This window comes from Amycolatopsis sp. WAC 04182 (assembly GCF_003947465.1).
In the GTDB taxonomy this organism is placed as follows: domain Bacteria; phylum Actinomycetota; class Actinomycetes; order Mycobacteriales; family Pseudonocardiaceae; genus Amycolatopsis.
Genome location: NZ_QHJJ01000008.1, coordinates 398,064 through 424,032, shown reverse-complemented (window position 1 = coordinate 424,032; position 25,969 = coordinate 398,064). Strand labels below are relative to the sequence as shown.

Genomic DNA, 25,969 nt, shown 5'->3' with positions numbered 1-25,969 from the left:
GGAAGGGGGCCTTCACGCGCTTCACAGCCCAGGCGACCTACCAGGCGCCCGCCAGCAGCTGCCGTGTCTCCCCCAGCAGCTGCGGCAGCACCTTCGTATGCCCGATCACCGGCATGAAATTCGCGTCGCCACCCCACCTCGGCACCACGTGCTGGTGCAGGTGCGCGGCGATCCCCGCGCCGGCGATCACGCCCTGGTTCATCCCGATGTTGAACCCGTGCGCCGACGAAACCTCCCGGATCACCCGCATCGCGTGCTGGGTGAACTCCGCCACCTCGACGGTCTCCTCCGCCGTCAGATCCGTGTAGTCCGCGACATGGCGGTACGGCACGGCCATCAGGTGACCGGGGTTGTACGGATACAGGTTCAGCACCACGTACACGGTCTTCCCGCGCGCGATGATCAGCGCGTCCTCGTCGCTCTTCTCGGGAAGACGGCAGAACGGGCAGCCCTCGTCAGGTCGCTTGGACCCCTGCACGTAGGCGAGCCGATGCGGGGTCCACAGGCGCTGCAACGCGTCCGGGACCCCCACACCGTCCTGTCCGACGACTTCAGGGCCATCGGGGCCCGTCACCGGAGTACCGCCTCCAAGCCCGCCACGGTCGGCGAAGCGTTCTCGCGGCGCTGGACCCAGCCGGCGATCGCCTCGACCGCGTCCGCCACCGGGACACCGTTGATCTGGCCGCCGTCACGGAACCGGAACGACACGGCACCCGCTTCGACGTCCTTCGCGCCCGCCAGGAGCATGAAGGGCACCTTTTGCGTGGTGTGGGTGCGGATCTTCTTCTGCATCCGGTCGTCGCTCGCGTCGACGTTGGCACGGATCCCCTTGGCCCGCAGCGCCTTCTCGACCCCGCGCAGGTGCTCGACCTGGTCCTCGGTGATCGGGATCCCGACCACCTGGACGGGCGAAAGCCACGCCGGGAACGCGCCCGCGTAGTGCTCCGTCAGCACCCCGAAGAACCGCTCGATCGAACCGAACAGCGCGCGGTGGATCATCACCGGACGCTGACGGCTGCCGTCGGCCGCGGTGTACTCCAGTTCGAACTTCTCGGGCAGCATGAAGTCCAGCTGGATGGTCGACATCTGCCAGGTGCGGCCCAGCGCGTCCTTCGCCTGCACGGAGATCTTCGGTCCGTAGAACGCGGCGCCGCCCGGATCCGGCACCAGCTCCAGCCCGGAGTCCACGGCGGCGGTGCGCAGCACCTCGGTCGCCTCGGCCCAGACCTCTTCGGAACCGATGTACTTCTCTTCGTTCCGAGTGGACAGTTCGAGGTAGAAGTCGTCGAGACCGTAGTCGCGCAACAGGTTCAGCACGAAGTCCAAAAGGGACTTCAGCTCACCGGGCACCTGCTCGAGGGTGCAGAAGATGTGCGCGTCGTCCTGCGTCATGCCGCGCACACGGGTCAGGCCGTGGATCACACCGGACTTCTCGTAGCGGTACACGGAGCCGAACTCGAACATCCGCAGCGGCAGTTCCCGGTAGGAACGCCCGCGCGAACGGAAGATCAGATCGTGGAACGGGCAGTTCATCGGCTTGAGGTAGTAGTCCTGGCCGGGTTTGCGGACCGAACCGTCCTCGTTGTGCTCGGCGTCGAGGTGCATCGCCGGGTACATGCCGTCGCGGTACCAGTCGAGGTGACCGGAGGTCTCGAACAGCGCGCCCTTGGTGATGTGCGGCGAGTAGACGAAGTCGTACCCGGCTTCGACGTGCCGCTGGCGCGAGTAGTTCTCCATCTCCTGCCGGATGATGCCGCCCTTGGGGTGGAACACCGGCAGCCCCGAGCCGATCTCGTCGGGGAAGGAGAACAGGTCCAGCTCGACACCGAGCTTGCGGTGGTCGCGCCGCTCGGCCTCGGCGAGCCGCTCCAGGTAGACGTCCTGCGCCTCGGCGGATTCCCACGCGGTGCCGTAGATCCGCTGCAGCTGCGGGTTCTTGTCGTCTCCGCGCCAGTACGCGGCGGCGACCCGGGTGAGCTTGAACGCCGGGATGAACTTGGTGGTCGGCACGTGCGGGCCGCGGCAGAGGTCGCTCCACACCCGCTCCTTGGTGCGCGGGTCGAGGTTGTCGTAGATGGTCAGCTCGCCGCCGCCGACCTCCATCACCTCGGAAGTGTCCACATCGGACTTGATGTCGACCAGTTCGAGCTTGAACGGCTCGTCGGCCAGTTCCTTCTTGGCCTCGTCGACCGAGTCGAAGACGCGGCGCGAGAACTGCTGCGCGCCCTTCACGATCTGCTTCATGCGCTTTTCGAGCGCCTGCAGGTCTTCCGGGGTGAACGGGGTGTCGACGGCGAAGTCGTAGTAGAAGCCGTCCTTGACCGGCGGGCCGATGCCGAGCTTGGCCTGCGGGAACTGCTGCTGCACGGCCTGGGCGAGCACGTGGGCGGCCGAGTGGCGGATGACGCTGCGGCCGTCCTCGGTGCCGGCGGCGACGGCCTCGACCTCGACCTCGACCTCCGGGGCCCACGAGAGATCACGGAGGTTGCCCTCGGCGTCGCGCACGACGACGATCGTGTCCGGCCCCTTGGTCGGCAGCCCGGCTTCGCGGACCGCGGTGCCCGCCGTAGTGCCCGCCGGTACCACCACGCGCGAGGCGGTTGCGGCTGCTACTGACGACGGCTGGGACACGATGGACTCCTCGCGATGCAAGCGGATGTTTCGTGTGATGTTAGTCGTCACCCGCCGCACGGCTCACGCGCATTACCCCTAACAGCACGAAGGCCTCCTTCCCGTTCGGAAGAAGGCCTTCGCGTCTCGTGGAACGAGGTCAGACGGTCTCGACGACCTCGTCGAAGTCCAGCCGCGGCAGGCGGTCGAACCAGGGGTTGTCGCCCGGCTTGCCGACGTTGATCACGACGAGGGACTTCCACGGCTTGTCCGCGAAGAACTCCTTGTCGATGCCCTCGGCGTCGAAGCCGGTCATCGGGCCGGCGGCCAGCCCGGCGGCGCGGACACCGATGATGAAGTAACCGACCTGCAGCAGCGCGTTGAGCTTGGCGGTCTCGACGCGGCCCGCCTCGTCGGCGAACAGGTCCTTGGCGCCCGGGAAGTGCGGGAACGTGCGCGGCAGATTCTCGTGGAACTCGGTGTCGGCGGCCAGCACGACGGTCACGGGCGCGGCCTCGGTCTTGGCGCGGTTGCCCTCGGACATCAGCGGGGCGAGGCGCTTCTTGCCCTCTTCGGTGCGGATCACCAGCGCGCGCAGCGGCTGGTTGTTCATCGACGTCGGGGCCCATTTGACCAGCTCGTAGATCGCGCGGATCTGCTCGTCGGTCACCGGCTCGTCGCTGAAGCTGTTCGCGGTGCGGGCCTCGCGGAACAACAGGTCCTGAACGTCCTGCGGGAGGTTCAAGGCTTCGGTCGGCTCAACGCTGGTGGTCATGGGTGGATCTTCCTTCCGTACGCGTCCTGTACCCGGTCCCAACCTAGTTGAGCGCTGAACTATTTCTCGCTCAACTATCTCTGCGTGTGGGTCCGGTCACAGGAACGCGTCAGTAGGCGCCTCGTCCCTGCACCACGGCACGGAAGGTCTTCCACAGGATCACCAGGTCGAGGGCGAGCGACCAGTCCTCGACGTAACGCAGGTCGAGCCGGATGCTCTCGGCCCAGCTGAGGTCACTGCGGCCGCTGACCTGCCAGAGGCCGGTCAGCCCCGGCTTGACCAGGAGACGGCGGCGCGCGTCGGGGGCGTACTTCGCGGTCTCCTCGGGCAGCGGCGGGCGGGGACCGACGAGCGACATGCGGCCGCTCACGACGTTGAAGAGCTGTGGCAGTTCGTCGAGGGAGTACCGGCGGAGGAGGCCGCCGACCCGGGTGACCCTCGGGTCCTTGCGCATCTTGAACAACGGGCCCGCGCCTTCGTTGTCCACCTGGAGGTCCTGCTTGAGCTTGTCGGCGTTCGTGACCATCGTGCGGAACTTCAGCATCGTGAAGGTGTGGCCGTCGCGGCCGACGCGCCGCTGCCGGTAGATCACCGGGCCGCGGTCGTCGAGCTTGATCGCGACCGCGATCCCCAGCAGCAACGGGGAAACGAGGGTGAGGAGCAACGCGGAACCGAACCGGTCGAGTGCCTCCTTCACCAGACGGCGGCCGCCGGTGAACATCGGCGCGGTGACCCGGAGCAGGGGCATGCCGAGCACGCCGGATACGTTCAGCCGCGGCCCGGCCACCTCCATCAGCATCGGCGCGACCACCATCTCGGCCGAGGTGCCTTCGAGGTCCCAGGCGAGCCGCTGCAGGCGTTTCGGGTTCCAATGCTGATCGGCGGTCACGGCGACCACCCGGTAGCCGCCGCGGCGGACGTGGCCCGCGAGATCGTCGAGCTTCCCGACGATCGGGACGCCTTCCACTTCACCGCTCCCCCGTTCGGCGCCGGCCCCGGAATACGTGCAGACGGCTTCCACGCGCCAGCCGACATGAGGATCGGCCTTGGTGCGCGCGATGAGGTCGGCGACCGTGTCGGGACTTCCCGCCGCGAGCACCGGCAGCAGGCATTCTCCGAGCCGCCTGCGCCGGTGCAGCACCTGTCTCAGTGCGTACCGCTGCAGGAACATGAAGACGGAGATCATCGGGACCACGATGAAGACCCACGGCTGCACGGCGAGCGCACCGAAGAGCAGGCCGCCCAACGCGACGAGAACGGCGGTGGTCACCAAGCCACGCCCCAGCGTCCGGTACTCCTCCGCCCCCTCGCCCAGCACACGCGGGCTCCAGGCGCGGCAAACCGACAAGCCGAACAGGAAGGCCGCGGCGGTACCGAGCGCGTGCATGTCGTGCGGATCGGATCGATCGATCAAGAAGGCGCTCATCACGATGAGCGCGAAAGCGGTGAAAACGTCACTACCGATGACCCACGCGCGGTAGCGCGATTCCCAAGCCGCGTAAGGCGGCCGCGCCGAAGTCGTGTCGACGGCGGCGGCCTTGCCCGTACCCCGTTGCGGGGGGAGCGGGATCGACTGAAGGTCGATGTGCTGCGGCGTCCCGTTGACGGTGGACGACGGCCGCACCGACTCTTCCATCAGACCTCCCGGAGTGGGGATTCCCGAACGCCGGATCAACACGCTGTGTAAATAAGAGTGATCTCGAAGAGTGATCGATTCTCAAGCTCTCTCAGCGGCCGATGGGGCGACACACGCCAAGGTATCGGCCACTCTCCTGCCATCGTTACAAGGATTTCCAGCCACACCCTTGCCGGGCATCCGGCAAATGAATGCCGTGTTGATAACAACATGATGACGATGCGTAATAGACCGTATCCGCCGAACAACTACTCAAAGTAGTCACGAATTCCCTCGATTCCCGGCCACTTGGAGCACCGCGCCCCCGATCGGCCGAGCAGCCCCGAAAACTCCACAGTGGACGGTTCACGCGAGTCGATCCCCGATCGGTCCACTGTGGATTTCACGCGTCCGTCGAGCCGCCTCTCGGCAGACGGGCTCACCGTGAGCCGACCTACCTTGTCAATCGGTCACCGGAGTGGCGTTTCGTCACATCACGTCAGCATCACGGCGAGCGCCGCCGCCGGAGCCGAAGGATGAGTCCTCCCACCATGGCCCACATCACCTTCCCCATGGTCTGGACCTTTCGACGGACGTTTCGTGCGGAGGATCACAAAGATGTCTCGATCGGCGGATCATGTGACATTTTTGTGGCGCGACGCGAGATATCCGACGAGTGTCCACACCGGCCGGAACGAGGGGCTTCGGGGATCTTCGAACCGCCGCGTCCCCACGGCCCGCGGCCGCGCCGACGAATTCGGCCACGCCGACAGGGCGACCCGGGACGGCAGAAGTACCGCCCCCACATAACCCGCGTCCAACCTGGGGATCGCTTGCCGCCGGACGGCTCACCCCGAGAATGAATCAAGGCCCCGGACCATCGGTCCAGGGCCTTCATCCGGTGGGCGATACTGGGATCGAACCAGTGACCTCTTCGGTGTGAACGAAGCGCTCTCCCGCTGAGCTAATCGCCCGCTCGCGGTGTCCGGCAGACTCTACCCCACGACTTTAGGGGGCCTGCAAACGGGTGGTTCCGTCCGACCACACTCCGCTCACCAGCAAATACGGAGCGAACAACCACGAGCTAGCCGGGGCTGTCCGGGCCGGGGGCCGCCCGCGACGCGTTTCGACATTCGTGCGACGGTGCTATCGCGTGACGACTAAACCGCGCAGTATGTACATGTGGACTGCCTGCAGGGCGCATGTAGGGCTGCGCGTCGCGCGGGTGATGATGGGGTGACGGAGGATGGATCCGGGGTCCGATGACCCCGTCCGGGTGATCTGCGGCAAAACCGCGTTCCGATCGGCCGGCCGAAACGTCACATCATCGCCACTCGGTTCGACCGGGCCGGGAAGGAGACGAAGGGTAGGACGATGCGCAACGATCACGTGACGCTCCGCTCGACGGCGGTGTTCGACCTCCTGGCGCCGCGGACCCCCGCGGTTCCGGTCAAGGTGGAACTGCGATACGACACACGCGACCCGTACGCGGTCGTGGCCGCCTTCCGCACCGGCCGCGCCGGCTGGGTCGAGTGGGTCTACGCGCGCGACCTCCTCGCGGACGGCCTCCTGGCCGACGCGGGCGACGGCGACGTCCGCATCCGCCCCTCCGTCGAAGACCCCGAGTCCGTCCTCATCGAACTGAACTCGCCGTCCGGGCACGCCATGTTCGAGGCGTCCGCTCAGGAGCTGGCCGACTTCCTCGACCGGACCTACGACGTCGTGCTCCCGGGCAACGAGCACCTCTGGGTCGACGTCGACGACGCCCTGACCCACCTGATCCCCAACGATCTGGCCTGATGACGGGCTTGCGAACAGCAAGTGGCACCCCGGTTGCAGGGCCGTTTTCGGGATCGGATAGTGTTCACACACACCACGGCGACGGGGTGAGAGACAGAACCACGGGGTTCTGACCTCCCATCCAGACCGAGGATGTGCGGATGTAGCGCAGCTGGTAGCGCATCACCTTGCCAAGGTGAGGGTCGCGGGTTCGAATCCCGTCATCCGCTCGGAAGGCCCTCTCGGGCCTGACACGGTGGAGTGGCCGAGAGGCGAGGCAACGGCCTGCAAAGCCGTGTACACGGGTTCGAATCCCGTCTCCACCTCGCGCGATTAGCTCAGCGGGAGAGCGCTTCCCTGACACGGAAGAGGTCACTGGTTCAATCCCAGTATCGCGCACCATCTGTTTTCGCAGGTCAGAAGCCCTGTCCCTCCTCTGAGGGGCGGGGCTTCAGTCGTTCGAGGCCGTCTCGAGCCGCATGTCCCCGAACCTGGCAGGCAGGTGCGGGACCACTCCCCCAGCTTCGTCCGCTCACTCGAGTTAAGCGCAACCAGCGAGTCTCGAGCACTTGCAGGATCTGGCGGCGCATCAGCGGAGTCACAGGGTCGTAGACCCGCGCGATGCCGTTCGTCTTCCGACCCAGCCGCGCCCGACGGGCGACCTCGGTGATGCCGTCGCCGGCCGGCCAGGTGCTGTGGCTGTGCCGTCCCTCGTGGAAGGTGAACGTCGTCAGGATCGGTTGCACCACTTCCGCCGACCGCATGTGTTCATGCGTCACTGCCATCCCGGACCGGGCGCCAATAACGGTTGCGGAAGTTCGACCGCCGCAACGGCGCGCCCTCAGCACTGCAGAGCACGAACGGGAAGCTGTGGCTGTCGATCAGCTCTTCGTAGAAGACCGCGATGCTCGGCGGTAGCTCCACGCTTCGGGTTCCCGCCGGGGTCTTGGTCCGGCCCTTCTTCGCCCGACCGCCCTGTTGTCGCGGTGTCACCGGGCGAGTCGGCCGCGGGCCGAGATCAGCGAGCCGCGAGGTGTCGCCCCGGCGACCGCCTTTGAACAGACGTCCACCGATTTCCTTCAACGGCTCACGGATCTGGATCGCCCGCGCTTCGCTGTCGTACTCGTGCCGCTGCTGACCGACCAGCTCGCCCCATCGGGAACCGGTGTAGAAGTCGAGCAACCCGAGAACGAACCCGGCGAGACCGAGCCCGCTCTCGTAGAGACGCATCGACGCACGCAGCGCCTGCACCGGTGTCGCGACGAGGTTCTCGACCTCGAACTCACCCGAGGTGACCCGGATCCCGGCGCACGGGTTCGCCGGGATCTTCCGAGCCTTGACCGCGGCACCAAGGATCGTAGAGAACAACGAAAAAATCGACGCCACCGACGAGTCGGCATAGTCCTCGTGCAACTCCGAGAGCCACTTCTCGATCTCGACGTAGCTGTTGAAGATTCCGGCCAGCGGCCATGACGACCACTGCGGGAGTAGATGGTTGTCCAGAAAGGACCGGTACTTGGCCGATGTCGTCGGCTCCAGGCGCGGCCCGACCCCGGCGGCCGTGGACGTGAAGGGCTCGGGCAGCGGATCAGCTGATGAGACGCGGTAACGTCGGCCGATCGCCAGCTGTACCAGCTGAAACAGCTGGCGCACAAGGCATTCCTGAATGGATGCCGTCGTTAGGAACGGCTACGTGCGAAAAAGATCGCTTGCGGAACTTGCTCGTCCGGGTCGAGCAGCCACTGGGCCTCGACCTCGAATCCGGCCTCACGCAGCCAGGATGCGACCCTTTCCGGCCGACGGCGGTGGACATGGAGCTTCATCGGATGGCCGCCGTAACCCTCGGTCTTCAACTGCGACACGTCGCCTACGTGAAACAGGAGTTGCAGTGGTCCGCCCGGACGCAACACTCGGTGGAAGTGCGCGAAGACTGTCGGCACGTCGCCGTCGGGGATGTGGATCAACGACTGCCAGGCAAGCAGGCCAGCCGCCGAAGCGGCCGGGAGGTCCAAGTCTGTCATCGAGCCCACCTCGAACCGCAGACCGGGGTGCTCGTGCCGGGCCACGTCGATCATCCCTGGGGAAAGGTCGATGCCGAAGGCGTCGACATCGAGCTCGTGCAGGTAGGCGGTGACTTCTCCGGGGCCGCAGCCGACGTCCGCTACTGGCCCGCCTCCACCGGCCCTCACACAGTCGGCGAACACCGCCAGAGCCGCGCGAAGGTACTGGTGACCAGCGAGGGCACCACGGACTTGGTTGGCATAGCTAACTGCGACCGTGTCGTACGAGGTCCGGGTGTCGGCCAACCAGTCGTCCGTGTTCATGACCGGAACGATATGCCTGATCGCGATCTCATGGACAGCCGACTCGATCTGTTCGTCGTTGGGCAGGCACCTGAGCACCATGGTTGTTGTCCCCCAGAGGTTTGCACAGCAGGCGGGCGTGCGGTGGTGGCAACGGGCAGCTCATCGCTCGTGGATTTGATGCCTCCTGACACCGGGGTGATCAACGGTGGCGGCGTAGCGGTAGGCGCCGACGACCGAGAGGCCGAACAGGTCGCAGATGAGGCGGACGTTGCCGTTGCTGGCGTGAGCTTCGTCGAGGATGCGGTCCTGGCGGATGGCTTGGGCGTTCATGCCGAGGCGTTTGCGAATCCACCACGGGGTGACCGGCCTGGCGGTGTTGGGCCAGGACCGTTGCCGACAGGTCAGGTAGGCAGTCAGCCGCAGCCGGACAGGTGCGGCGAGCGGGATGACCCGGCCGTCGACGTGCAGTCGTCCGTCGCGAAGGTCGGTCAGGTGCAGGGCGCAGAGTTGCCAGATGCGGATGGCGTGGAATGCCAGCCCGGGAATCTGCTCAGCGTCGCTGCCGTCAGCGCGCGGTTCTCGGCGAGATCCAGCTTCATCACCTGCCGTCCGTCATCGTCACGGAGGTCATTCATGAAGTCCGGAAGGTATTCCGGACGACTCCCATAAGAACTGCCATCGGTCATCCGTTCCACCTCGACCACGTCGAACCAGCCGCGAACCTGCCCAGACGTCGACGTCGCCAGGTTCATCGCTCGCGACATGACGATTGGGCTACGCGCCTGGCGATCTCCGCGTCCAGCGGGCTCGTATCCTCGCTCACCGGCTCCGATGGCGGCCACCATCGGAAGTCCAGCGCTTCGTCGTTGACGGTCAGCCGAGGCATGACTTGGAGCCGAACCCGATATACGGCCAGGAGTTCCCGGCGCTCCGGCTTCGTGAGATCGAACTCGGCGACGGCGGCGAAGGACAAGTCCACGCCGTGGATGCCGGTCTCCTCGCCCAGCTCCCGTACCGCGGCCTCGCGCGGGCTCTCACCCGCTTCCCTCATCCCTCCCGGGAGTTCCCACTGCCTCCGCCGGCCATCGAACATCATCAGGACTGCGTGCGCGTGGATAGCGACAACCAACGACGCGGGCACGGTCACCTGCTCGACCAGACGCCCCAACTCGTCTTCCGTGACGGAACGAAACTCGATCAAGGCGTTGCCGGCACGATCACGGATCGGCAGTTCGACCATGACGCCATCCCACCACGACAACGACAGTCGCCCGGCGAAAGCGAGCCGGCGGGCCGAGGCGTGCACCCGTCCTTCACGGTCCGAAGTGGACGTATGGGGCCCAGATGGCCGGGTTGCGGGGGGCCGAGTCGCGCAAGGCGCGCACGGTGCGATGGAGCAGATGGGCGGTGTCGTCGAGACGCAGACCCGAAGGTCCGAGCAGTCCGGTGTACATCGTCTCGGCCACCTCGACCGCGGTCCGGTCCGTGATGGTCCACAGGGTCGCGATCACCTGCCGGTAACCCGCGAGCTGGAGCGCCGCGGCGAGATGGATGGCCTCGTCGGGCAGATCTGTGCCACCGATCGCCGTGCTGCAGGCCGACAGGTAGGCGAGTTCGGCGTGCTCGAGATCCAGTTCGGCGACCTCGAGCACGCTCAGTGGTTTGTCCCACAGGTAGAGGCTGCCGGTTGACGGTTGTCGCAGGTTTTGCCCGCCGTGGCAGGCGAAATGTGCGTAGGCGTGGGTGCGCAGGTCGGCGGTTGTCGCGGCGTGGGTGGCGGTGTCGGCGACACGTACCGTGCCGTTGAAGGAGGGCGCACGAGAAACGAACTCGGCTTCCGCCCGGGCGCCGGGCAGGGGGCACATGGCCGGGCTGCCGGGAACCGGCGGGGTCTCCGGCATGCTGACCACGAGGATGCGTCGGTCGGCGGGCTTGACCGCGCTCGCGGTGTTCGCCTTCGCCAGCGCGCGCAGTGTCGGTGTGTAGGACGACACCACGCGGTCGATCACCGTGCGCCCGGCGGGAGTGTCGGCCGGGTCGTGGTAGCCGACGGCGTGCAGCGGGAGCAGGGTCAGTGATCCTGTCGGGCACCACCACAGTCGTGGCAACGGCTCATCGTGCCCGGTGTAGCCCAACCGGGTCAGCACCGGCTCGGCGACGGTGTCCCACAACCATTCCAGGGTCGCGTGCACCGTTTGTTTGGCGCCGGTGGTGGCGAGGTCGCCGGGTCCGCCGGGGTTTTCCAGCAGCTTCAACGCCCGCAGGTATCCCTCTGCCTGTCGTCCGGCCTCCGCGTACGACAGATCAGGCAGCGGGACGTGGTCGACGTCGCGGTCCCCGTGCACGATCAAGGCGTCACATCGGGCTTCGTCGACGTTGAGCAGGACGACGGGACCGTCGGGCAGGCCCTCGCGGAGGGTGGCCAGCGGCGGGATCCTCAAGAGGTATTCCAGTCCGGGCAAGGCGCGTGCTTCGGCAAGCAACCGGTCCCAGTCCTCGGCCAGCTTGATCCGGTCGGACTGCATACGCTGGCTCGGGTCGCTCCACGGATCGGTCGTGGCGGCGGCCTCCGGAATCTCGGGCGCGGTGGTGGCCGCCAGCTTCGCCGCCACGGCGCGCAGGCGATCGTGCAACGCGCGGTCACGTTCCCGCAGCATCGACAGGTCGTCCCTGGTCTGCAGTGCCTGCGACCACAGAACGGAGCGGCCCTGCTCGAGCAGTTCCACAGCACGGCCGGGGTCGCCGGCCTCCAGTGCCGCGGCGGCGGCCACCCTCGCCAGGCCTTCCCACATCGTCAGCCTGCGCTCGCGCGCGTCGCGTTCGATGCCGTGCCAGGCCACATTGGGCAGCAGCGCGACAGCGACGCCGAAGGCCTCCGTCGCGGAGGTCCAATCACGGTGCCGGACGGCCGTCTCGGCCCACAATCTGGCCGCGGCCGCCCGATACGTCGGTGCGGCAGCGGGAGATTCGACCGCCGTTCGGTAGGCGGCGACCGCGGCGTCGACGTCGCGCCGTCCTTCGACGCGCCTGCGCTCGTGCAGCCTTCCCAGCGTCACCCAGGCCACCGCGACTCGCGGGTCACCGGCGGTCAGCCTGTCTATCGCCCGTCTGGCCGACTCGATCGATTCGGCCGCGTCCGCGTCGTCCCCACCGCGGTCGTACCGGGTGTGCAGCACGGTCGAGAGGCTGAGGACGCACAGCGGGTACATCGAGTGCGTGACGTCGGTGATCGCGATCGCCTCCCGGACGAGTGCGACGGCCCGGTCCAGTGCGTCCCGGCTCGGACGCCGGTCACGGCGGGTGCGCAGCAGCCCCGCCAGGTTGATCAGGATCTCTCTCCGGTTCGGGCTCTGGGGCGTGCTGCGGTCCACCGCCTCGTTCAAGGCCGCGACCGCGGCGTCGAGGTCCGCGGTGTCCTGCTTTTCCAGGTACCGGAGGTGCAGCGCGGTCCCGAGGTTCATCAGGCACATCGGCACCGCCGGATGGTCCGCCGGCGCGGCCGCGACGGCCGATCGCCCGGCCTCCACGGCGGCGTCGAGGTCGGCGACAGAGCCGAGCAGACCCGCCCGCGTGCGTAGCGCGTTGGACAGGTTGGTCAGCATGATGGGCCGCATGATGTGCCCGGGATGGGCGTCCTCCGCCGCCTCGAACAACGCGTCGATGGCGGCGTTGAGGTCGGAGACCGTTCCGGTCCGATCGAACCGGGACCACAGTGCCAGCCCCAGCGTCATCAGGTTGATCGCCGAGGCGACGTGCCAGTTGGGCGCACGGGCGGCCTCGCGCCCCAGGTCGACGGCGGCGTCGAGGTCGTCGAGATCGCCGGTGGCCAGCGATCTGGTCAGCAGGCCGACGGCCAGTGCGGTGAACTGGGCACTCCGTTCGGCCGGTGTCGTGCCCGGCAGGGTCGTGGCGCGCTCCGCGGCCTCGATGGCCTCGTTCAGATCGGCGGACTCGGCCAGGATGCTGAACCGGCCACGCAGTGCGTGCGCCAGCTCGGACAACGCGTTCGCCGTTATCGCGTCGTTCGGGCCCGCGGCGGCCACCCCGCGGCGCAGCACCTCGATCGACTCGGTCAGCACCCCGACGTCGCCGGTCCGCTCGAACCGCAGGGCCAGCAGGGTGCCCAGCGTGATCAGGGCGTACGCCCGGTTGGCCTCCTCGTCCTGGGTGCGGGCGAGGACATCCCTGCCGATCTCGATCGCTTCGGCGAGCAGAATGTCTTCTCCGGAGTTGAGAAAACGCAGGCGCAGCGTGCTCGCCAAGAAGATCCCCGCCGTGTTCCGGCCTGGGCTCGCCACTGGTAGGCCGCCAGCCGCGACCCGCAGCAATTCGCTCGCCTCGGCGAGCGCGACCTGGTCGTTCGACCACTGCCCGTGAAGCGACAGCGCGATTCCCAGCATCAGGCTGAATTGAACCTTCTGGTCGCGCGATCTGACCGAAGCGAGGCCTGGCCGCAGCACTGCGATCGCCTCGTCCAGATCCGCGATCGAGGCCGTGGCCTGGAAACGGGCCCGGAGGGCATGGCCGAGATAGAACCGGAACGTCGGCAGATCCGGGCTGTCCGGCCGGGCCCGGCCGAGCACCGACCGCAGTGCGTCGACGGCCTCGGTGAGATCGGCGGAGTCGCGGGCCCATTCGTACCGATCGGTCTGTGCGGCCGCGACATTACCCGCCAGCAGCAACGCGTCGGGGCTTTCCCGCAGGGCTGCCTTCCCCCTGTCGATCGCCTCGGCCAGGGCGCTTCGGTCGCCGTGGCGAAAAAAGCGGATGCGAAGCACCTGGATGAGATTGTTCACGAGCATGACCCGGTTCATCTCGGTCGCGTGCGCCAAAGCGGACCGCAAGGTCTTGGCCGCCGCCTCCAGGTCTGCTTCGGCACCGGTGTTCTCGTAGCGGGACATGAGCGCGTTGCCCAGGGTGAGGGTGACCGCCACCTTCGGAACCGCGCCGGGTGGCGTCGCCGCGTGGCAGGCTTCTATGGCTTCGGTCAGCTTCTCGGGGTCGCGTTCGGAGGTGGCTGTCGAGCTGAGGATCGCGGCAAGAACGCCGAGTATCCGATAGCGGCTCGAGTCGCCGGTAGCGGCGAGCGCCGAGCGGATCAGCCGGGTCGCCGTCTCCCTGTCGGCAGGCTCGCCCCTGGCGTCGAAGCGTTGCAGGTGCGCCCACGCGGTGTCCGCCTGCAGGTCGGGCAGCCGGGGGTCGTCCGCGGGCAGGGACTCGACGATCCGGCACAACGCGGCGACGGACTCGTCGAGGTCGGAGGGGTCCGGATTGCGGCTATACCGGAGGCTGAGTGCGTCCACGAGCGCGGACAAACACTGCGTCAACGCGGGGGCGTCGGGGGCCAGCGGCACCGTCGCCCGCAGCGTCTCGATCCGTTCGTCGAGGTTCGTGGCCTGGCCTGTGCGCAGGAAACGCCACCGCAGCAGTTCCGCCAGCTGCCAGAGCTGCTGGCCGCGGATCACCGTGTCATCGGGGATGTCCCGCGCGGCCGTTCTCGTTGTCTCGATGGCTTCGTCGAGCTCACCGTCATCGATCTCGCCGTCGGTGTCCGCCAGCTTGACCGCCTCGTACAGGACCATCGACAGGGCCGTGAGCATCGGCGTCCGACCGAGCGGACCGCCTGCGCCGGCCGTCTTCGCCTCACGAAGGACGTCCACGGCTTCCCGGAGGACCTCCTGACCACCGGATGCCCGGTACAGGCGGCGAAGTGCCTCACCGAGGGACAGCAGCGCGGTCCCCCGAAGCGGGCTGTCCGCGGGCAGAGCCGCCAAGGCCGCTCTTGCCGCCCGTGTCACCTCGGCAGGGTCCGTGCCTTCGGCTCGGAGCACGGTCGCCAGCGTGGCCTCGACCGCCCACCTCAGCGGGTGGGTTTCACCAAGGGCCGCGTCGGCCTTCCTGGCCAAGGTGATGGCTTCGGCCAGGTCGGCCTCGTCGGGACCATCAGGTGTGGTGAACGCCGAGGCGTACGAGAACCGGGTCTGGAGCGAGCTTGCGAGGTTGAGCAGCGCGGGGACATGCGACTCGCTGCCCTCGGGGAGGTTCCCCAGCGCCTCCCGCAGGTACCGGACGCTTTCCGCGATGTCGGTGGCATCGCCCGTACGGACGAACCTGACGCGCAGAGCGCTGCCTCGCAACAGGAGCGCTTCACCGAATGCCGGGTCGTCCGGAGCGCAACTCGCGAGGACCTCCCGGGTCACCTCGACGTATTCCTCGACCACGGCGAGCGGACCGCCGATATTGCAATGGGTCTCCAAGGCCAAGGCGAGCTGCGACAGGCAGGCGACGCGGTCCGGGTCACCGAGCGGCAGAGACGACGCCACTTCGCGCAGGAGCACCGTGCTGTCGGCGAGGTCCCGTTCCCGCCCTCGGATGCCGAACCGGGTAAGCAGCGCAAGCCCGAGGGGAAACCGGACCGCCGGGGCGATCGGGTGCTCGGCCGATTCGAGTGCCGCGCGGCCCGCTGCGACGGCGTCGTCCAGATCCGCCTCGGCGGCCGTCCACTCGAAGCGCTGGTTCGCCAGCGTCATCAGGTTGAACAGGTGCGCCGGACGGTCGACCTCACCGCCGGCGTCGACGGCGGCTCGACATGCGGCTATCCCCAGGTCTGTCAGGACGGGATCCGCGGCCGTCAAAGCGGCGTCGGTGATCACCGACGCGTAGAACGGTCCGAGTTGCGCGGGCGTGAGTCCCGCATAGTGGTTTTCCCGAAGCCAGCCGAGCACCGGTGGTGGCACCACACCCGGGAAGGATTCGGCGAGCGGAGCGAACAGTTCCGTGCAGATCTGGATATCAGGCCCGATACCGCCCGGCGGCAGGGCGCAATGCCGCAGCCAGTGCAGCATTCCGAGTTGCCGAAGCAGTTCGGGAGGCAAACCGGTACCGATGGCGGGCAGGACCAAACGAGCGGCGTCCGCTACGGCCTCGGGTGTGGTGACCTCGTCGGATTCGCTTGTTTCCAGGCAACGGAGGATGCGTTCCAAGAGCGAGATGCCCACTCCTCCCCCTCGCCACCCACTACGGTGCGGTAGACGATTCAGGATGGCACAAGGGAGGGACGAAGTGGCGGCATTCGACGAGGGACAAGCGCTCGTTCTGTGGTGCACCGCCATGTCGGATCTACGCCAGGCCGCCGTCGCCGGCCGGTGGACCGACCGGCTGGAACGCGCCGCCTCCCGCGTGCGCGCGGGTGGTTCGGCGTTGGACGCGTGCCGGCAGTTCGACCTGCTCGATGCCGAGTCGGCGGAGCCGACCAGGAGCGCGGGCACTGCCGACCGCATGCCCGTATATCCCAGCACGCGGAGCCCTCGTCCGCCACGAACCGGACGCGGCGAGTACAGCTGCCCGCGCAAGGTGTGCATGCGCCACGACCATCGGGACGACAACGGGCACCCGCCCGTCTGCGCCTTGTTCGACAACGAGCCGATGCTGCCGACGGGCGCGACGCCGTGAACCCCTTCTTATCGTCTCTGAGCAGCAAACTCGCCGAGCGATGGGTCGCGACCCTCGTGCTGCCGGGGGCGCTGTTCATCGCCGCGGCGGTGTGCGCGGCCCGGCTGGGGCACCGCTCGGCGTTCGACCTCGTCTCGGTGACCGGCTGGATCGTGCGGGAGGCACCACGCCTGCCGGTCGCGGCGGCAGTCTTCCTGCTGGCCGGTGCCACGGCGACGGCCATGGCCGCGCAGGCGGTCGGCAGCCTGGCCGAGGCGGTCTGGACCAGACCGTGGCGCGGGCCTGCCGCCTGGCTCGCGCGGGGGCTGGTGGCCTTACGCGGCAGGCTCTTCGATCGAGCGGCGGCCAAGGCGGGGGTGGACCCGGTCTCCGCCTACTGTCCACGTCATCCGGCCTGGATCGGCGAGCGGTTCCGGCTGCTGAACGCCCGGATCGCCGGGCAGTACCACGGACTCGATCTGGGCTTGGTGTGGCCGCGCCTGTGGTTACTGGTCCCGGAAACGGTCCGCACTCCAGTGCAGGCGGCCGAATCCCAGTTCAGGTCGGCCACCAGGCTCGTCGGCTGGGGCGTGCTGTACCTCGGACTCGGGATCTATTGGTATCCCGCGGCGCTGGCCGGAATCGGCGCCGTCGCGGTGGGGTGGAGCCGGGCCCGATCCACCACCGCGACACTCACCACGTTGATCGAAGGCACGGTGGACACCCATCTCGACACGATCGTCACCGCTCTCGGCCACACCGTGCCGGCCGCGGGCTTCACCGGCGAGCTTGCCCGCCGGATCAACGACCGGCTGGCCAAGGGCGACTGACCACCCGAACGGTTTCAGCCAGAGGCCCAAAGCCCACGCGAATGTCCATATTGGACGGACACGGGGTGGCGCGAGTCTTGCGGTATGAGAGTACGTTGCAACTCTAGAGGTGACGGTTCCAGGGACTTTCGGCGCCTGCCCGTGTCGCGCTGCCGCCGGGTGGCAGGTCGAGGGTGTCGATCAGGCTTTGGTCTTCGTCGATGGCGTGGTGCAGATGCCCGATCTTGCCGGTGCCGCCGTCCGCGTCGGAAGCGCCGATGAGCTGCCACATGCCGTCCTCGGCATCGTGCTGGACAAGCAGAATCGGCTCGCTTCGCTCGAAGATCTCACGGGTCTGGATACAGGTGGTGCGCAGAAGCCAGTGCAGCATCCACCAAGCCCGCCGATCGCGCTGCATGATCTGGTCGGCGACCCACCAGATGAACGGCAGGTCCTCATGGGCACGCGCCTCGTCCGCGGTCAGGTCCGGGCCACCCTCCGGCACCCGCTCGAACGGGTCGTCGGTCAGCGAGAACGCATGCCCGTCCTCGGTTTCGAAGACGACGGCATGGAAGGTTCCGCCGCCAGGGTTGCCCGCGCCGATCCCGACCGACAGATGAGCGACATGCGGGTCCGACCCCGTCGTCCAGCCGAACGCGTACGACGCCAGCTCCCCCTGCGGGCCGACGAACTCCCCGAACGCGCGCCGGTCCATTCCTGTCGCTGTGGCTGTCGGCACCTCGACCAGCGCACCCTCCAGCACCTGGATATCCACCACCGCAAGATAGCCGATCATCGGCACGACAGGACGCGACTCGCGGCATGAGCGGATGTTCAACGGTGAATGAGCTCATATCGGGCGTTCGGCCATCGCCGGGTACGGGGCCCGGCGATGGCGGTGGTTTACAGGTCGTTGCCGGAGAGTGCCTGTGCCACGGTGAGACTGTCCTCGTAGACGTGGTAGCGGGCGATCAGGCCGTTGTCGATGGTGAGGTGCAGCGCGCAGCGGGCGATGTAGGCCTTGCCGGTGGCCTTCACGGTCTGGCGGATCTCGCCGAGCACCACGACGTCTGGGCCGTCGACGAGGATCCTGGGCACACCCCCGCCACGCTTGTCGGGCACGTGGAATGTGTTGAGCGCACGGAAATGGTCGGCCACCTCGCCGCGAGTCGAGCGGGGCTTGATCCATGGCACGGCTGGGTGTCCTTCGGCCGGCCAGTCCAACTGCCAGTCGACCGTCTCGGCGAACAACTCGGCGATCTGCTCCGGCTTCCCCTCGGCCAGGCGGGCAAGGAACCCAGTCACGACGGCGCGGGTGGCTGCCTCGGCGCCGGTGAACTGGTAGTCGCGTTGGATCCGCCCGTCCTCGCCGAGCAGGGCGAACACGACACCGGCCCACACGGGTTCACCGCCGGCGGCGGGAACCATGTGCACGGTGAAGGTGACGGCATCGTGGTGATGTACGGCGTCGTTGGCCGCCACGAAACGGAATCCGCCGGTCGCGACGAACTGCTCGTGCGCCTCGGCGACGCGGGTCTGGATAGCGTCATGCCCCCGGTAGCAGGCGGAACCGATGAACTCGACCCCGTCCTCGCCCCACAGCGCGGCGATGGCCGCACTGCGCCGAGCAGGGTCGGGCTCGTTCCACACGGCGGCGTAGCAGTTGACGAACGGCTCGATGTCAGTGGTGCTGGTCATGGCCGAAACGCTAACCAGCCTCCCTGACACCTTCTGTCAGTGGAGCGGGGCACAATTCGAGTCATGCGCGCCAGCCGCCTGGTGTCCCTGCTGTTGCTGCTGCAGACACGGGACCGGATGACCGCCCAGCAGCTGGCCGACACCCTGGAGGTCTCTGTACGGACCATCTATCGGGACGTGGAAGCGCTAAACGCGGCAGGCGTACCGATCTACGGCGAACCCGGCAACGAGGGTGGTTACCGCTTATTGGAGGGCTACCGAACCCGGTTGACCGGTCTGACCGCCACCGAAGCCCAGACGTTGTTTCTGACCGGATTGCCCGCGGCGGCCGCCCAGCTGGGTCTGACGACCGCGGTGACCGGCGCGCGGCTCAAACTCGCCGCCGCGCTGCCCGAGGAGTTGCGTGACCGCGCCGACCGCGTCGCCGACCGGTTCCACCTCGACGCGCCCTCGTGGTTCCACGAGGGCGACCGCACCCCCCATCTGGCTGTGGTCGCCGACGCCGTGTGGAACCAGCACGCCCTGCAGATCCGCTACCTGCGCTGGGCGGAACCGCACGAGATCACCCGGATCACCCAACCGTATGGTCTCGTCCTCAAAGCCGGTCACTGGTACCTCGTGGCCAGCCACCAGGGCCAGTTCCGCACCTACCGGATCTCCCGCATCCTCGACGCGCACGCACTCCCTGAATCCTTTGCCCGCGTGGAAGACTTCACCCTCGCCAGCTACTGGCGTGGCTATCTCGAGCACTTCGACCGGCGCCGGCACCAGCACCAGGCAACGCTGCGGGTCTCCCCCCACGGCCTTGACCTGCTGCCCCACCTGCTGGAACCGGCCGTGGTCCACGCCGCCCGGCAGACCGCGACGGAACCGGACCCGCAAGGCTGGACCCAGATCACCATCCCCACCGAGTCGGTCGAAGCAGCTCTGCCCGAACTGCTCAAACTCGGCGCCGATGCCGAAGTCCTCGCACCCGAAAACCTGCGCGCCCACATCATCCATACCCTCCGGGCAATGAATCACGTCTACACCCTGGGCACGAGCCCCCACCAGCCCTGACGCCGCGCCATCGACGAACCTGGCCGAGCTAGAGCCGTCTTAACCCGATTCAACCGCCACCCAGACGTCCTCACGCCCACACCCGTCGACCCCGATACATCCTCAACTCGGCATGAGCGGACGCTGCTGGTTCGTTTGTGCCACCGCGTCTTCGAACGGCGCCGGTTGCTGCGCTTAACGAGCTCCACGACGTTGGTGCTCCGCACCAACACGTGAGGCCCCGACGACGATCGGCGAGTCACCAAGGCCCGCTCGGATGGCCCAGCGATGATCAATCTCAATCCAATGGCACATTTGCCAACATTGGCCAAGATCAATGAGATTTGGTCTCGGAAATTGAGAACCTACAAGGTGGTTGTAGGGTCTCGCCGCTCGTGACATGTCGATCTTGTGCGACTTGGGCGTTCTCCGTTGTCTCACGGTGACGTCACCATGATCAGTCTCAAACTCGTGGCATTTCCTCGACTGAGGTGACCATGCCCGAGCACCAGTCAGGGCCCTCGCCGCTGCGGGCTCACCATCCGGAGCCGTGATCGCGACGACGGATCCGGGCACGTCGGCCTTGCTCGCTGGGGCACGACATCGGGGCTGCTTCTCGTGCTGCCGATGCCACCGGCCGCCATTGTCGCGATTCCGTTACCAGCGACTCGCCTGTGGTCGGAGCGGCACATGACGCTCATTGGGCCCGCTGGTCTCCTTTCGGGGTGTTCGACAGCCAACACAGGCTCCCCTGAGGTGACCAATCGACTGCCTGGCACTCGCGGATGACCCGCTCCACAGTGTCCTCGATGGACGACGTCCACGGCTCAAACCCCGTGTCACCGATGTCTCCCACGATCATCAGGCCCTCGCGGAGCAGGTAGCCGAGCACGGCGGCGAAGAATCCCGCGAAGCGGTCGCTGTCCTCGGGGACGACCTGGATGGCGTTCCAGATCAGGGTGTCGACCGGGACCCAGTCGTCGAGAGCCCTGTCGAGCGTCGGCGCCACGGCTCGTTCGATCTCACGCAGTTCCCGGGCCCGCGGGTCATCCATCGAGATGCACCCTCAATGCATTCTTGCCGCTTGGGAAGATGTCGATTGTCTCGCCACCCGTCTTGGACGTCTGGCGCCACTGCATCGTCGTGCCGTCTGGCAGCGTGAACACGTCGGGAATTTTATCCCCTCGACCCGGAAGCCGCTGGGCACCCGCGGTCCAGTGGTCGAACAGCGTCCGCAGGTCGGCGACGGTCGACACAGTTTTGACGCCGCTGTTCTTGCCTTGAGGCAGCGCGTCGAACGAAGCACGCCAACCTTTGGCGGACGGGCTGGTGATCGCCGTGGTGAGACGTCGCGCGGTGAATGCGGCTTCGAGTTCGCGGCGGCCGTTCTCCGCTGCGGCGTCGTTCTTCACGCTGTCGAGCACGGTCTGGTCGAGGCGTTCAGCGCCGGTGCGCACGGCCCACTGGCAGCCGCGGTTGATCACACTCCACAAACTAGCTGGTCAGCACACATGACAGCGTTTCCGGCACCGACACGGCGAGGATCACGGGGATCCTGCTCCCCCGGCCCGCGCCTCGGCGGCCGTGTACTCGACCCTGATCACGACCGACCGCTCGTTGGGCACGGTGAACTCGCTGTCGGGCACGACTTCCATCCGGCCCGCGACGTTGTGCAGGCGCCTGGTGACGTCGTCGATGCGGCCGGCGATCACCCGCTCGTTCCGCTCCGGGCTGCCGGTCTGGCTCGCCCGGCCAGTGATCCGCACCGGTTTCTGCCCGGAAATGATCAATTCACGCACCGGCGCCGGGAGGGACGCCCACCACTCGTTCACCCCCAGAATGCCGTCGTTTCCGGACCTGAACCTGCCCTCGGCGGAATAGAATATGGTCTTCATCTTCGTGATCTTCGGCGGGATCCGCACCCGGATGTTGACCGCGAAGCTGCACGTGACCGAGGTGGTACCGCTCACCGTCATTCCGACCGCGTGCGAATTGGCCTCGCTCACCGCATAGCTGCCGCCCGTGGTCACCGATCCCCCCACTCCGCCCGGGGTGGCGGCCCCGGTCCCCGATCCGGTGAGCGTGGTGGTCGTCGTCCTCGTTCCGGTGTCCGTCGTGGTGGTGGACTGGAGCGCCCGGAAGACGACGCTGACCGTCAGAGTGCCGGAATTCTCGCCGTCTCGTGAAGTGATGGTCGGAACCCCTTCGAGGTACCCGGCGGCACCGATCGTGCCGCCGGGAGTGGTGTTGGCGAAGGCCACTCGGCCTTCCGGTGTCACCGTGAAGGGCGCCGAAACCCAATAGTCGATGGGACCACCACCGGCGTGGATGTGCCGTTCGTTCGTGCCGTAGAGCCGGCCGAGTTCCTGGACGATGCCGTGGTGGTGCCAATACCAGGGCAGCCGGAGCAGCACGGTTCCCGTCGCTCCGGGATCGACTTCGACCGTCTCCGTGGCGTTGCTGAGGAACCAGGCCGGATGACTGACCGAGCGGTTCCCGTCGGCGACGTCGACGGACGCGTTGGCGTTGACCATCACGCTGCTGTCGTTCGTCCCGCCCCAGCCGGCGAAGGTACCTCGCTTGTTGACGTCGCGCTGGACGGGGAGCCCGGGCTTCTTCGCCCCGAGATAGGCGGTGACGGCTTTGTTCCCAGCGAGGCGTTGCAGGTTCGCCACGTTCGCCACGCCCGGCAGCAAACCGCGCGGGGGCTTGTCTTCCGTGGCCCGGGGACGAGTACTCCGGTCGCGGGCCGGACCGGACGACCCGAGTCGTTGCCTGTCGACTTCGCGCTCATTCATTAATGCGACACCTCGCCAACGTGAATTGCCGGAGATCGAACTTCACGCACATTCCCGCAGAACAGCACAATACCGTCACACTGTTCGGGGCCCGCCGATCTGCCGGGGCGTCACAAAGGGCACCATCGGCTTCCCTGTCGGGCAGACGCCACCCGGACGGGTCACTTCAAGGGGACACTTGACTGCCGAAAAACGGCCGGAAAAATCATGCCGCTCCGCGTTCGAATCCTCTTGGACCACCCATTGCGCGAGCCCGGATGGCCGGACGAACTGGACGCAGTCCGTGTCGTCTACACCCGCGGGTACGACGCCATTTCGGAGGCGGTCATCGGCGAAGTGCGCTACCTGCTCACCGTCCAACCGGGCCCGACCTCGATGACCGTGGACGGGGAATCCGTGGCGTTCGCCAGCCCAGCCGCGACGATACCGCTGGCCTGGACACGGGCGGTCGATCGGTACCGGCTCCACCGCGAGGATATGCCGTGATCTTCCGCGACACCATCACGATCCTGCGGTCCGCGATCGGCCGGGACCGGTACGGCTCGAGGAAGCCACCGGATCCGCCGACACCTTCAAGTTCGTGTTCAAGGGCAAGGACTGGGTCTGCATGGACCCGATCACCGCCGACGACGACTGGAAAGAGACGACCTGCTCGACCTGGAGGACGGGTGCGCTACACGGCGGCGGGCCCCCTCGCCGAAGCGCCGGCAGCGATAGAGGCCGCGCTCTGTTACCTCTGAACCGGCTCATCCGTCATAGAGGCGGAAGCGCCCTGTTGGCTGAGACCCCTGGAGCCGAGCCCCAATGACTGTTGCCTACGTCATCGTCACCGTAACGACCGTCGCGTACTGCCTGTTCTCGGCCGGTGCCGACTTCGTGCGGTGGGAACGTGTCGGCGTCGCCATGGACACGGTCGGCGTGCCTCGGCGGTGGATGCCCTGGCTGGGAGTCCCCAAGGCAGTGGCCGCACTGGGACTGCTCATCGGTTTCCGGATACCGATGATCGCCATCGCCGCCGCGGCCGGTCTCGTTCTCTTCTTCGGCGCGGCCATCGTGACCCACTTGAGAGCACGCGACTACTCCTTTGGCCTGCAATACCCGTTCCTCCTCCTGGCCATCGCCACTTTGGCCTTGAGCACTGCCGTCTGAGGAGCTCGCCGGTATCCGCGCCTACCTCGAAGGCGTCCCGTTCAGCCTGCTCGACTGGCCGACCACCTGCGGCCCGACTCAACGTGTCCGTCCTTAGTGGACTGAGCGGCAGGACCCCCAGGCCGCCCGACGTCAAAACCACACGAGGTCTGAGATATCGGGCAGCGTACGCGACGGTGAGCTGCAGGCATGGAGGTCGGCAACAGTGTGGTCGTTTCATTCCGCCACGGCCGTCGATGCCAAGGGCCTCATTTGTCGCGGGCAGTGCGAGCGAACGTTCAGCGGGCATGAGAGCCGGGCGATCGTCGGCCGCGGGCGGAGCAGCTCGAGCCGTACCCGGCAGCAGCTATGCCATGTCGGCCAGGAGCAGCGCCAGGCTTCCCAACGGAATCGCACTTCCGTCGCGGCGGGTGATCGTCTGGGCCAGTTGCCGGATCTCCGCCGCCCTGCCCGCGTCTACCTCCTGCCCCGGCCGGGCGGCGACATCGAGACGGGCGAGCCGGACCGCACGGCGAAGCCGCGCGATCTGCGCACGATCGCCCGTACGTGCCACGATCTTCACCGCGTCATAGACACTGGGATGAAGCAGGAGCGCGGTGTCCGCGGTGATGGCCGGATCGTTCTCCAGCAGGCCTCGTTCGCCACGATCCCACAGCGCGCCCAGCGCGCGTTGCCGTCGTCGCACTGCCTCCCGCCGCCGCTCCAGCGGAGTAGCCTGTCCACCGCGGCCGCGCCGTCGATCCGGCTCGGAGCTGGTTGCCGGGTGCGTGGCCGGTTTTCGGCGTTCCGCGTCGCCGTAGACGAGGCGCATCCGTTCGGCCCACGCTGGGAACGTGGTTCCCGCGACGGGCGGATCGGGCAGGCTGGCCGGTAGGCGGGTGATGGCGCGTGTGTCGTCCTGCTCGCCGGGATCGGCCGGGATCCAGGCGCGCAGCCGCCGGGCGAGGTAGATCTTCAGCGGTCCGATCGTCGGTGTGGCGCGATCGACCAGCCACGGCGGCTGCCGGGTCCCGTCCGGGTCGGTGTCCAGCATGCGCACGATCGCCTCATTGCACCAGCCCGCCCGATACAGCGGAGCGAACAGCGCGGTCAGCTCGGTCGCCTGGTCCCGAGGCCATCGAGCGTTCCCGATCAGCGTCAAGACCGCCGCGGTGATCTGCCGGTCGTTGCCCGGGACGACCTTGCCCGGCCACGAACGGAGCCGACCCGACCATCCCCCGGCGCTGCCACGCGCGGCGACCTGCAACTCGGCGGCGATGATGCCCGGCACCGGGCTGTGTTCGACGACTGGCTGACTCATCGGGCTGGCATGTGTCTTCCTGTGAGCGGACCGCAGCGTCCCTGATCGTGCCATCGCCGTCTGCCGGGATCCGGTAATACCAGCGACGTGTCGCCCGCAGCTCCACCTGCCGCCGCGGCGGCAGGCGCGATGTCCGGCCGCCGCACACACAGCCCGGCCCCGAGGGGCTGGTCATGCCGGTGCGGCCGACCTGAGATTCCACAACCCCACGCGGCGCAGTCGCTTCTCCATGCCTGGGCTGCGCAGATCACCGGCGCGGACTACTCCGACGCGGTGTCCCTTTGCCTTGTTTCCACAAGATCGTCATCCCTCTACCAACTGGTCACCCCTCAACCAGGACAACAACGTCCCCCCGGGTCGTCCAACGCCCTCGACGGGACATTGCCGTCCCAGCCCACGACACCCGATATTCCCCGGCTGCCCCCGAACTTCGACGCGAGCCTGGCGCGCCAACCCGGTGCCGGCAGAGGCCTGTGCGGCTGGACGACGCGTCACAACGCCTTCTCCCTGCGGACACTCTGGCTTCCCGCCCTCGGCCGACGTGAATAAGCACACGGGAGCTACACGTCGCTGCTGGCCACCGGGCAATCTGCGGCAGGCTGGCGTCCCGGTCGATCTCACCGCCTTGTCCCGCGAACCAGGGAATCGTCGGGGTATCCCC

The 25,969-nt window shown here is 67.5% G+C and carries 21 protein-coding genes, 4 tRNA genes and 1 pseudogene; 9 read left to right on the top strand and 17 right to left on the bottom strand.

Annotated elements, in window-relative coordinates:
• Positions 1-37: 37 nt before the first annotated feature.
• The 5 genes from DMH01_RS36775 to DMH01_RS36755 all read right to left on the bottom strand — a co-directional run bounded on the left by DMH01_RS36775 (position 38) and on the right by DMH01_RS36755 (position 5,974).
• Positions 38-574: an HIT domain-containing protein gene (locus tag DMH01_RS36775; protein ID WP_125683098.1), complete on the bottom strand. Its 537-nt coding sequence runs from the start codon at positions 572-574 to the stop codon at positions 38-40.
• A complete protein-coding gene (gene thrS, locus DMH01_RS36770) occupies positions 571-2,589 on the bottom strand; it encodes a threonine--tRNA ligase (RefSeq protein WP_233621821.1) in 2,019 nt (672 codons plus the stop codon). Before thrS ends, DMH01_RS36775 begins: the two co-directional genes overlap by 4 nt.
• Before the next feature lie 181 nt (positions 2,590-2,770).
• A complete protein-coding gene (locus DMH01_RS36765; protein WP_125683095.1) occupies positions 2,771-3,385 on the bottom strand; it encodes a malonic semialdehyde reductase in 615 nt (204 codons plus the stop codon).
• A 109-nt stretch (positions 3,386-3,494) separates the two neighbouring features.
• Positions 3,495-5,021 carry a sugar transferase gene (locus DMH01_RS36760; protein WP_199745758.1) on the bottom strand — a complete coding sequence of 509 codons (1,527 nt, stop codon included), beginning with the start codon at positions 5,019-5,021 and terminating at the stop codon, positions 3,495-3,497.
• 881 nt (positions 5,022-5,902) lie between these two features.
• Positions 5,903-5,974: transfer RNA gene (locus tag DMH01_RS36755), tRNA-Val, on the bottom strand.
• A gap of 400 nt (positions 5,975-6,374) precedes the next feature.
• Here DMH01_RS36755 and DMH01_RS36750 point away from each other — a divergent pair.
• From DMH01_RS36750 to DMH01_RS36735, 4 genes are all read left to right on the top strand, one after another.
• Positions 6,375-6,800, top strand: a complete 426-nt coding sequence (locus DMH01_RS36750) for an SsgA family sporulation/cell division regulator (RefSeq protein ID WP_005159130.1) — start codon at positions 6,375-6,377, stop codon at positions 6,798-6,800.
• Between the two features lie 136 nt (positions 6,801-6,936).
• Positions 6,937-7,009 (top strand) — tRNA-Gly (locus DMH01_RS36745).
• A 25-nt stretch (positions 7,010-7,034) separates the two neighbouring features.
• A tRNA-Cys gene (locus tag DMH01_RS36740) sits at positions 7,035-7,105 on the top strand.
• Position 7,106: 1 nt separating this feature from the next.
• A tRNA-Val gene (locus tag DMH01_RS36735) sits at positions 7,107-7,181 on the top strand.
• 49 nt (positions 7,182-7,230) lie between these two features.
• On the opposite strand, the pseudogene DMH01_RS43440 reads toward DMH01_RS36735, so the two are convergent.
• The 6 genes and pseudogenes from DMH01_RS43440 to DMH01_RS36705 all read right to left on the bottom strand — a co-directional run bounded on the left by DMH01_RS43440 (position 7,231) and on the right by DMH01_RS36705 (position 16,083).
• A pseudogene (locus tag DMH01_RS43440) lies at positions 7,231-8,363 on the bottom strand (integrase).
• Positions 8,364-8,458: 95 nt separating this feature from the next.
• The gene (locus tag DMH01_RS36725; RefSeq protein WP_125683094.1) at positions 8,459-9,103 is read right to left on the bottom strand and encodes a class I SAM-dependent methyltransferase; all 645 of its coding nucleotides are present in this window, start codon (positions 9,101-9,103) and stop codon (positions 8,459-8,461) included.
• Between the two features lie 141 nt (positions 9,104-9,244).
• Positions 9,245-9,415 carry a hypothetical protein gene (locus DMH01_RS43120; RefSeq protein WP_199745757.1) on the bottom strand — a complete coding sequence of 57 codons (171 nt, stop codon included), beginning with the start codon at positions 9,413-9,415 and terminating at the stop codon, positions 9,245-9,247.
• A gap of 158 nt (positions 9,416-9,573) precedes the next feature.
• On the bottom strand, positions 9,574-9,837 hold the full coding sequence (locus tag DMH01_RS36715) for a hypothetical protein (protein WP_199745756.1): 264 nt from the start codon (positions 9,835-9,837) through the stop codon (positions 9,574-9,576).
• Positions 9,834-10,325 carry an NUDIX hydrolase gene (locus DMH01_RS36710; RefSeq protein WP_125683092.1) on the bottom strand — a complete coding sequence of 164 codons (492 nt, stop codon included), beginning with the start codon at positions 10,323-10,325 and terminating at the stop codon, positions 9,834-9,836. The genes DMH01_RS36715 and DMH01_RS36710 overlap by 4 nt, the downstream gene beginning before the upstream one ends.
• Before the next feature lie 73 nt (positions 10,326-10,398).
• Positions 10,399-16,083, bottom strand: coding sequence for a CHAT domain-containing protein (locus DMH01_RS36705; RefSeq protein ID WP_158633288.1), 5,685 nt, complete (start codon positions 16,081-16,083; stop codon positions 10,399-10,401).
• Between the two features lie 64 nt (positions 16,084-16,147).
• Here DMH01_RS36705 and DMH01_RS42830 point away from each other — a divergent pair, with 64 nt between their 5' ends.
• A complete protein-coding gene (locus DMH01_RS42830) occupies positions 16,148-16,537 on the top strand; it encodes a hypothetical protein (protein WP_158633287.1) in 390 nt (129 codons plus the stop codon).
• A complete protein-coding gene (locus DMH01_RS36700) occupies positions 16,534-17,346 on the top strand; it encodes a hypothetical protein (RefSeq protein WP_125683088.1) in 813 nt (270 codons plus the stop codon). The genes DMH01_RS42830 and DMH01_RS36700 overlap by 4 nt, the downstream gene beginning before the upstream one ends.
• A 103-nt stretch (positions 17,347-17,449) precedes the next feature.
• On the opposite strand, the gene DMH01_RS36695 is transcribed toward DMH01_RS36700, so the two are convergent.
• Together DMH01_RS36695 and DMH01_RS36690 are read right to left on the bottom strand one after the other, a co-directional pair.
• Entirely contained in the window at positions 17,450-18,121 is a 672-nt protein-coding gene (locus tag DMH01_RS36695; protein ID WP_233621819.1) for a hypothetical protein, read from the bottom strand.
• A 107-nt stretch (positions 18,122-18,228) separates the two neighbouring features.
• Positions 18,229-19,023, bottom strand: a complete 795-nt coding sequence (locus DMH01_RS36690) for a nuclear transport factor 2 family protein (protein ID WP_233621818.1) — start codon at positions 19,021-19,023, stop codon at positions 18,229-18,231.
• 63 nt (positions 19,024-19,086) lie between these two features.
• On the opposite strand from DMH01_RS36690, the gene DMH01_RS36685 reads away from it, so the two are divergent.
• Positions 19,087-20,082: a YafY family protein gene (locus DMH01_RS36685; protein WP_125683086.1), complete on the top strand. Its 996-nt coding sequence runs from the start codon at positions 19,087-19,089 to the stop codon at positions 20,080-20,082.
• A 676-nt stretch (positions 20,083-20,758) separates the two neighbouring features.
• On the opposite strand, the gene DMH01_RS36680 is transcribed toward DMH01_RS36685, so the two are convergent.
• Genes DMH01_RS36680 through DMH01_RS36670 form a run of 3 tightly spaced genes read right to left on the bottom strand, consistent with a single transcriptional unit; the run spans position 20,759 to position 22,745 of the window.
• Positions 20,759-21,115 carry a hypothetical protein gene (locus DMH01_RS36680; RefSeq protein WP_125683084.1) on the bottom strand — a complete coding sequence of 119 codons (357 nt, stop codon included), beginning with the start codon at positions 21,113-21,115 and terminating at the stop codon, positions 20,759-20,761.
• Positions 21,108-21,545 carry a hypothetical protein gene (locus DMH01_RS36675; protein ID WP_125683082.1) on the bottom strand — a complete coding sequence of 146 codons (438 nt, stop codon included), beginning with the start codon at positions 21,543-21,545 and terminating at the stop codon, positions 21,108-21,110. Before DMH01_RS36675 ends, DMH01_RS36680 begins: the two co-directional genes overlap by 8 nt.
• Before the next feature lie 60 nt (positions 21,546-21,605).
• Positions 21,606-22,745, bottom strand: a complete 1,140-nt coding sequence (locus DMH01_RS36670; RefSeq protein WP_125683080.1) for a hypothetical protein — start codon at positions 22,743-22,745, stop codon at positions 21,606-21,608.
• 357 nt (positions 22,746-23,102) lie between these two features.
• Between DMH01_RS36670 and DMH01_RS36665 the strand changes: the two genes are divergently transcribed.
• Both DMH01_RS36665 and DMH01_RS36660 read left to right on the top strand, forming a co-directional pair.
• Positions 23,103-23,345 (top strand): hypothetical protein, encoded by a 243-nt coding sequence (locus tag DMH01_RS36665; RefSeq protein ID WP_125683078.1) that lies wholly within the window; start codon positions 23,103-23,105, stop codon positions 23,343-23,345.
• 318 nt (positions 23,346-23,663) lie between these two features.
• The gene (locus DMH01_RS36660) at positions 23,664-24,008 is read left to right on the top strand and encodes a DoxX family protein (RefSeq protein WP_125683076.1); all 345 of its coding nucleotides are present in this window, start codon (positions 23,664-23,666) and stop codon (positions 24,006-24,008) included.
• A 346-nt stretch (positions 24,009-24,354) separates the two neighbouring features.
• Here the strand turns inward: DMH01_RS36660 and DMH01_RS36655 are convergent, their stop codons facing one another.
• The gene (locus tag DMH01_RS36655; RefSeq protein ID WP_125683074.1) at positions 24,355-25,308 is read right to left on the bottom strand and encodes a hypothetical protein; all 954 of its coding nucleotides are present in this window, start codon (positions 25,306-25,308) and stop codon (positions 24,355-24,357) included.
• Positions 25,309-25,969: the final 661 nt, after the last annotated feature.

Excerpts from the sequence above, each read along its gene's own strand:
- DMH01_RS36655 (WP_125683074.1), bottom strand. The coding sequence starts at position 25,308 with ATGAGTCAGCCAGTCGTCGAACACAGCCCGGTGCCGGGCATCATCGCC.
- DMH01_RS36760 (WP_199745758.1), bottom strand. The coding sequence starts at position 5,021 with ATGGAAGAGTCGGTGCGGCCGTCGTCCACCGTCAACGGGACGCCGCAG.
- DMH01_RS43120 (WP_199745757.1), bottom strand. The coding sequence starts at position 9,415 with ATGAACGCCCAAGCCATCCGCCAGGACCGCATCCTCGACGAAGCTCAC.
- DMH01_RS36765 (WP_125683095.1), bottom strand. The coding sequence starts at position 3,385 with ATGACCACCAGCGTTGAGCCGACCGAAGCCTTGAACCTCCCGCAGGAC.
- DMH01_RS36750 (WP_005159130.1), top strand. The coding sequence starts at position 6,375 with ATGCGCAACGATCACGTGACGCTCCGCTCGACGGCGGTGTTCGACCTC.
- DMH01_RS36685 (WP_125683086.1), top strand. The coding sequence starts at position 19,087 with ATGCGCGCCAGCCGCCTGGTGTCCCTGCTGTTGCTGCTGCAGACACGG.
- DMH01_RS36660 (WP_125683076.1), top strand. The coding sequence starts at position 23,664 with ATGACTGTTGCCTACGTCATCGTCACCGTAACGACCGTCGCGTACTGC.
- DMH01_RS36680 (WP_125683084.1), bottom strand. The coding sequence starts at position 21,115 with ATGGATGACCCGCGGGCCCGGGAACTGCGTGAGATCGAACGAGCCGTG.
- DMH01_RS36715 (WP_199745756.1), bottom strand. The coding sequence starts at position 9,837 with ATGAACCTGGCGACGTCGACGTCTGGGCAGGTTCGCGGCTGGTTCGAC.
- DMH01_RS36710 (WP_125683092.1), bottom strand. The coding sequence starts at position 10,325 with ATGGTCGAACTGCCGATCCGTGATCGTGCCGGCAACGCCTTGATCGAG.
- DMH01_RS36725 (WP_125683094.1), bottom strand. The coding sequence starts at position 9,103 with ATGAACACGGACGACTGGTTGGCCGACACCCGGACCTCGTACGACACG.
- DMH01_RS36695 (WP_233621819.1), bottom strand. The coding sequence starts at position 18,121 with ATGATCGGCTATCTTGCGGTGGTGGATATCCAGGTGCTGGAGGGTGCG.
- DMH01_RS36690 (WP_233621818.1), bottom strand. The coding sequence starts at position 19,023 with ATGACCAGCACCACTGACATCGAGCCGTTCGTCAACTGCTACGCCGCC.